Below are 3,972 nucleotides of genomic sequence, written 5' to 3' on the forward strand. Positions count from 1 at the left end.
CAGCTCGGACACCGCGATCTCGGCGCGGTCGCGCACGCGGATGTCGATCGTGGTCAGCGACGGGATGCTGTAGGCGCCGTCCAGCATGTTGTCGACGCTGACCAGGATCATGTCGCCCGGCACCTTCACCCCGCGCTCATGCAGCAGGCGCAGCGCGCCGATGGCGGCGTTGTCGCTGGCCACGAACAGCCCGTCGACGCGGTCGTTGCGGGCCAGCACCGCGCCCATGGCCGCATAGCCGCCGTCGAAGGTCCAGCTGTTCGCCGCCTCGGTCAGGATGCCGTCGCGCGGCTGGCCCAGCGCGGCGACAGCATCCAGGAACGCTTTCTGCCGCGCGGTGCTGACCGTGACGTCCTGCGGCCCCGCGATCATGGCGATGCTGCGGGCCCCGGCGCTGACCAGATGGGTGGCGGCCAGCCGGCCGACCTGGTCCTCGTCGACCAGCACGTAGAAGCCGCGGCGGCGCCGCAGGTCGATGCAGAACGACCCGCGGCCATGGTGCTGCGGGTCGGGGATGCCCAGCTGCTCCAGGATCGCGGTGTAGGTCTCGCCCTGCGGGCTGTAGAAGATGGCACCGTCGACCTGGCCCTCGATGATCAGCCGGGTGCAGTGCTGCCGCACCGCCGACCCGCCTTCCGAGGCGGTGACGATGGCGCTGTAGCCGAAGCCGGCCAAAGCGCGATGCGCTGCCGCCAGCCAGTCCGGGATGATCGGCCAGTCGAGATGGTTCAGCACCAGGGCGATGGTGCCGGTCTGCCGCCCGCCGGCGCGACCGCGGTCGGCCACATTGACCTGCAGCGCCTCGGCGGCGGCCTCGACCCGGCGCCGCATCTCCTCGCTCACGGGCCCGCGGCCGGTGATCACCCGGGACACGGTGGCGGTGGAGACGCCCGCAGTCTGGGCGATGTCGAACAGTGTGACGCGGTCGGTCATTCCGGATCCTCGGCCCGAACGGGAGCCTGCCGCACCAGATCATGGATGGCCGGGCTTCTGCAAGCTTTCTGCAAAACCTTGCAGCGCTCCATTTCAGAAAAGATCAGCACAGCTCCAGAATCCGATTGACGGCCGATCGGACTCACGGCAGCGTTGTGAAAATATTGCAGTTCGTTACATGAAATTGCAGCGCCGGCCGAGGCCGGCGCCGGAAGGGAGGGCGTGATGAAGCTCGGCCTGTACAGCGTGTCCTATGCCGGCATCTGGTATCGTGGCGAGGCGCTGTCGCTGCCCGACCTGATCCGCAAGGCGCGGCAGCTCGGCTTCGCCGGCATCGAGCTCGACGGCAAGCGGCCGCACGGCAACCCGATGGATCTCGACGCCGCGGCGCGGCAGGAGATCCGGCGGATCGCGGCGGGCGAGGGGATCGAGATCGCCGCCGTCGCCGCCAACAACGATTTCACCACCCCGGTGCCGGACCATCTCGAGCCGCAGATCCTGATGGTGCGCGAGCAGATCCGCCTGACCGCCGATCTGGGGTCCAAGATCCTGCGCGTGTTCCTGGCCTGGCCCGGCGTCACCTACCGCGCCGACGGGCTGGCCCATTACGACGTGGCCCGGCGGCGCTGGGAGGAGATCTGGCGCGACACCACGCGGCTGGAGATCTGGCAGCAGGCCCGCGCCGCCTTCCGCGAGCTGGCCCGCTTCGCCGAGGACCAGGGCGTGGTGCTGGCGCTGCAGAATCACGGACCGGTGATCCGCCACCACCAGGACGTGATCGACATGGTGCGCGAGGTCGGCTCGCCGGCCTTCATGGCCTGCCTCGACGCGCCGCTGATGACCCGCCAGGATGACGAGTACATGCGCCAGGCGTGCCTGGCCGGCCGTGGCCTGCAGGTGCATTCGCACTGCTCGGGCGAGTTCAAGCGCGATGCCAAGGGCCGGGTGGTGCAATACCCGTACCGCTTCGGCGAGGACGTGCCGAACTATCCGGCCTTCGTCCGGGCGATGAAGGAGATCGGCTATGACGGCTATGTCTGCTTCGAATATTGCCATCTGGCGCTGAACGAGCGGAACGAGGTCCAGGGCCGCGACTTCGTCGACGCCCAGGCCACGCTGTTCCTCGAATATTTCGGCGAGCTGCTGCGGCAGGCCGAGCGCGCCGCCGCCTGATTCTGTCTCGTGCCGTCGAACGGAGGGGTGAAGTGAGCGATCGCGTTCTGCGTGCCGGGATCCTGGGGGCGGGGACCATCGCCACCGCGTCGGGCGGCTTCCTGCCCGGGATGACGCTGATCCCCGATCTGGTCGCCACGGTCGCGATCGCCGACCCGGTGGCCGGCCGGGCGGCTCAGGTGGCGCGCGACCACGGCATCCCGCACGCCCATGAGTCGCTGGACGAGATGCTGGAGCGGACGGATCTGGACCTGGTCGTGAACCTCACGCCGATCCCGCTGCATTATTCGACCTCGAAAACGATCCTCGAGGCCGGCAAGCATCTGGTGCTGGAGAAGCCGCTGGCCAGTACGCTGGAGGAGGCGGACGAGCTGGTCGCGATCGCCACGGCGCGCAACCTCAAATGCGTCGTCGCCCCGCCCAACCTGCTGTACCAGAACCGGGTCGAGGCGAAGCGCCTGATCGCCGAGGGCGCGATCGGCAAGCCCTGCTTCGCCCGGGTCCGCGGCTCGCATGGCGGGCCGGCGGCCGGGGCCTGGCCGCTGGACCCGACCTGGTTCTACCAGAAGGGCTCCGGCCCGCTGCTCGACATGGGCGTCTACGGCATCCACGACATCACCGGGCTGCTCGGCCCGGCCAAGCGGGTCGTCGCCTTCTCCGGCATCACCGAGCCGGTGCGCCGCGTCCGCGCCGGCCCCTTCGCGGGGCTGGAGATCGAGGTCACGGCCGACGACAACACGCTGATGATGCTGGATTTCGGCGGGTCGACCTTCGCCGTGGTCGACGGCAGCTACAACGTCAACGCCGCCCGCAGCCCGCATGTCGAGATCTTCGGCCGGGCCGGCACGCTGAACCTTTACAACTACCACTACAATCCGGCGCTGCCGCCGCTGGAGCTGTACCGGCTCGGCGCTGCCCCGGCGGATGACGCCTGGACCTTGCCGAAGCCGGACCCGGCCGAGGGCGATCTGGACGACCAGTGGCGGACGCTGAAGCGCGCCATCCTGGTCAAGCACCTGGCGGAATGCGTGCGCGACGGCACGCAGCCGGTGCTCAGCGCCGAGCATGCCCGCCACGCGCTCGAGATTATGGTCCGCTGCAGCGAGTCCGCCCGCACCGGCGCGGCGGTCGAGCTGCGCACGACCTTCTGACCAAGAGGACACCGATGGACACCTTCGGCATCGCCGGCTGGCTCTACCACCAGCCGATCCTGCACCAGAAGACGATGACGCAGCTGGAGCTGCCGGCCGCGACCAAGGCGCTGGGGCTCGGGGTGGTCGAGCTCTGCTCCGCCTTCTTCCCGAGCCAGAGCGCCTCGTACCTCAACGAGCTGCGCCAGGCGATCAAGGCGGCGGGCGTCAGCGTCCGCAACATCGCCGTCGACATGGGCGACATCTCCGCCGCCGACCCCGACCGCCGGCGCACCGATCTGGAGGCGTTGAAGCAGTGGTTCCACGTCGCCCGCGCCGTGGGATCGGAGGCGATCCGCGTCAACAGCGGCGGCAGCGAGCCGACCACGGCGGAGGAGCTGGGCCGCATCGTCGAGAGCTACCAGGAGCTGGCGGCCGAGGCCGAGCACACCGGCGTGCATCTGCTGATCGAGAACCATGGCGGCGCCTCCTTCGACCCCGGCCACGTCCAGGGGCTCTTGGACAAGGTCGGGTCGTCCTGGTTCCGCACCTGCCCGGACACCGGCAACTTCGTCGGCGGCACCTGGCGCGACGGCATCCGGGTGATGGCGCCCAGCGCCTTCACCTGCCACGTCAAGGTCACCGCCTACGACGGCGCCGGCCAGCAGCCGCGCACCGGCCATGACGGCCGCGACCGCAGCGCCGACCTGAAGGAGATCCTGCGCACGCTGAAGGC

At 69.7% G+C, this 3,972-nt stretch carries 4 protein-coding genes; 3 read left to right on the forward strand and 1 reads right to left on the reverse strand.

All coding sequences use genetic code 11. The annotated features are described in order from the left end of the window. Positions 1-933: LacI family DNA-binding transcriptional regulator (locus ABDW35_RS33475; protein WP_343718176.1), on the reverse strand; the 933-nt coding region annotated here is incomplete at its 3' end. Between the two features lie 225 nt (positions 934-1,158). On the opposite strand from ABDW35_RS33475, the gene ABDW35_RS33480 reads away from it, so the two are divergent. From ABDW35_RS33480 to ABDW35_RS33490, 3 genes are all read left to right on the forward strand, one after another. Further along, positions 1,159-2,106, forward strand: coding sequence for a sugar phosphate isomerase/epimerase family protein (locus ABDW35_RS33480; protein WP_343718177.1), 948 nt, complete (start codon positions 1,159-1,161; stop codon positions 2,104-2,106). A gap of 32 nt (positions 2,107-2,138) precedes the next feature. Further along, complete coding sequence (locus ABDW35_RS33485; RefSeq protein WP_343718178.1) at positions 2,139-3,257, forward strand: Gfo/Idh/MocA family oxidoreductase; 1,119 nt, start codon at positions 2,139-2,141, stop codon at positions 3,255-3,257. 14 nt (positions 3,258-3,271) lie between these two features. Next, positions 3,272-3,972 (forward strand): TIM barrel protein (locus tag ABDW35_RS33490; RefSeq protein ID WP_343718179.1); only part of this gene is annotated, 701 nt, incomplete at its 3' end.

Origin of the sequence: Inquilinus sp., assembly GCF_039594555.1 — a bacterium.
In the GTDB taxonomy this organism is placed as follows: domain Bacteria; phylum Pseudomonadota; class Alphaproteobacteria; order DSM-16000; family Inquilinaceae; genus Inquilinus.

What these genes read in the sequence shown, in the direction of transcription:
- ABDW35_RS33480 (WP_343718177.1), top strand. Translation starts at nt 1,159, where the DNA reads ATGAAGCTCGGCCTGTACAGCGTGTCCTATGCCGGCATCTGGTATCGT.